General features: G+C 38.9%; 4 protein-coding genes. All 4 read left to right on the forward strand.

Annotation, left to right across the window (positions count from 1 at the left end; all coding sequences use genetic code 11):
• The coding region (locus BHV72_RS00270) for a MotA/TolQ/ExbB proton channel family protein (protein ID WP_286853317.1) at positions 1–286 on the forward strand (286 nt) is incomplete at its 5' end.
• 6 nt (positions 287–292) lie between these two features.
• A complete protein-coding gene (locus BHV72_RS00275) occupies positions 293–778 on the forward strand; it encodes a hypothetical protein (protein WP_005678884.1) in 486 nt (161 codons plus the stop codon).
• A 35-nt stretch (positions 779–813) separates the two neighbouring features.
• Positions 814–1,404, forward strand: a complete 591-nt coding sequence (locus BHV72_RS00280; protein WP_005678885.1) for an ExbD/TolR family protein — start codon at positions 814–816, stop codon at positions 1,402–1,404.
• A 6-nt stretch (positions 1,405–1,410) separates the two neighbouring features.
• Positions 1,411–1,881: an ExbD/TolR family protein gene (locus BHV72_RS00285; protein ID WP_005678886.1), complete on the forward strand. Its 471-nt coding sequence runs from the start codon at positions 1,411–1,413 to the stop codon at positions 1,879–1,881.
• Positions 1,882–2,114: the final 233 nt, after the last annotated feature.

A 2,114-nucleotide genomic window follows, 5' to 3' on the forward strand; every position in this document is an offset into this window, starting at 1 on the left:
GTTTATCGCAATGGCTCCGTCACTCGGATTCTTGGGTACTGTAATCGGTATGGTGCAGGCATTTGATAAAATCCAGCAGGTAGGTGATATCTCTCCGACGGTTGTAGCAGGTGGTATGAAAGTCGCTTTGATCACAACTATCTTCGGTTTGATCGTTGCTTTGATTCTTCAGGTATTCTACAACTACGTACTTTCTAAGATTGAAGCTCTTACAAGCGAAATGGAAGATTCTTCTATCTCTTTGCTTGACATGGTAATCAAATATGATCTGAAATACAAAAAATAATTTGAAATGAGTAAGTTAACATATAAGGCATCGTACTACGCACTGTATGCGATGTTTGCCATTATCCTCATCGTAATGGGTATCTTCTTCTTTGGAGGAGACGCTACGGGCGATGCAGTGATTCCGGGAGTAGATCCCGAAATGTGGCAGCCGGCTCAAACAGACGCCTTACTCTATTTGATGTATGCTTTGTTTGGTATCGCTATCGCAGCTACTGTGATTGCTGCCGTATTCCAATTTGGTGCAGCTTTAAAAGATAATCCGGCTTCTGCTATCAAATCTTTGCTTGGTTTGGTTCTTTTGGTTGTTGTTTTAATTATAGCTTGGGCTATGGGTAGCGGTACGCCGATGAATATCCCGGGTTATGAAGGTACAGATAACGTTTATTTCTGGCTGAAACTGACTGATATGTTCCTTTATTCTATTTACATTTTGTTGTTTGTGACTGTTGTTGCAATCATTGTGAGTGGTATAAAGAAAAAATTATCGTAATCAATTGAGGATACTCGATTAAATAAGTAATTAAAATGGCAAAAGGAAAAAGAAAAGTTCCTGATATTAACTCAAGTTCTACGGCGGATATCGCTTTCTTGTTGCTGATCTTCTTCTTGATTACGACATCAATGGATACGGACCGTGGTTTGGCAAGACTTTTGCCTCCACCACCCGAAGAACAGAATGATGATACTACCGATAAGATTAAAGAACGTAACATCCTGCAGGTTTATCTGAATAAAGATGATGCTTTGATGTGCGGAAATGATTATATCGGAGTTGATCAGTTGAGACAGAAAGCCAAAGAATTTATCGCTAACGTTAATAACGCAGAGAACATGCCGGAAAAGACACAAAAGAATGTGGAATTCTTCGGTACATATATGGTTAATGACAAGCACGTAATTTCTTTGCAGAACGACCGTGGATCTTCTTATCAGGCATATATTAGTGTGCAGAACGAATTGGTGGCTGCATATAATGAATTGAGAGACGAGTTAGCAACAGAAAAATTCGGAGTTAAATACTCGGAGTTGAGTGACGAACAGCAAAAGGCAGTTCGTGAAATCTATCCGCAACGAATTTCTGAAGCAGAACCTAAAAAATACGGAGAAAAAAAGTAGTAAGTAATGGGAAAATTTAATAAGACTGGTAAACGTGAAATGCCGGCTTTGAATACTTCTTCATTGCCTGACCTTATCTTTACCTTGTTGTTCTTCTTTATGATTGTAACAACAATGCGTGAGGTAACATTAAAGGTGCAGTTTACACTTCCGCAAGGTACTGAACTCGAAAAACTGGAGAAGAAATCATTGGTGACATTCATTTATGTGGGCGAACCGACTCAGGAATATCGTGCGAAAATGGGTACTGAAAGCCGTATTCAGCTCAACGACAGCTATGCTGAAGTGGGCGAAGTACAGGACTTCATCTTCCAGGAACGTGCTAGTATGAGTGAGGGTGACGCTGCCAAAATGACTGTGTCTCTGAAAGTAGACCAGAAGACTAAAATGGGTATTGTTACTGACGTAAAAAATGCTCTTAGAAAGTCATACGCTTTGAAGATTAACTACTCAGCTACTAAACGTGGTGAGAAATAAATAGTTAATTTGATATATAAAAAAGGAGGGCTTCCAATTCTGAATTGGAAGCCCTCCTTTTTTTATTGGGAACAGTTTTTTTTATTTGTATATTTAGATTCTTCTTCAAATTTGGTGGTCATTTAACTAGTCGGTGGTATCTCCATTCCCCTCCTTCGGGGAGGTTGTGTAAAAAGTAAGCATCAAGTGTTCTTTGACATATTGTATTAAAAAGGAAATGCTCTTTATCTCTT

Origin of the sequence: Bacteroides sp. 43_46, assembly GCF_001915455.1 — a bacterium.
Lineage (GTDB): Bacteria > Bacteroidota > Bacteroidia > Bacteroidales > Bacteroidaceae > Bacteroides > Bacteroides caccae.

What these genes read in the sequence shown, in the direction of transcription:
- BHV72_RS00275 (WP_005678884.1), top strand. Translation starts at nt 293, where the DNA reads ATGAGTAAGTTAACATATAAGGCATCGTACTACGCACTGTATGCGATG.
- BHV72_RS00280 (WP_005678885.1), top strand. Translation starts at nt 814, where the DNA reads ATGGCAAAAGGAAAAAGAAAAGTTCCTGATATTAACTCAAGTTCTACG.
- BHV72_RS00285 (WP_005678886.1), top strand. Translation starts at nt 1,411, where the DNA reads ATGGGAAAATTTAATAAGACTGGTAAACGTGAAATGCCGGCTTTGAAT.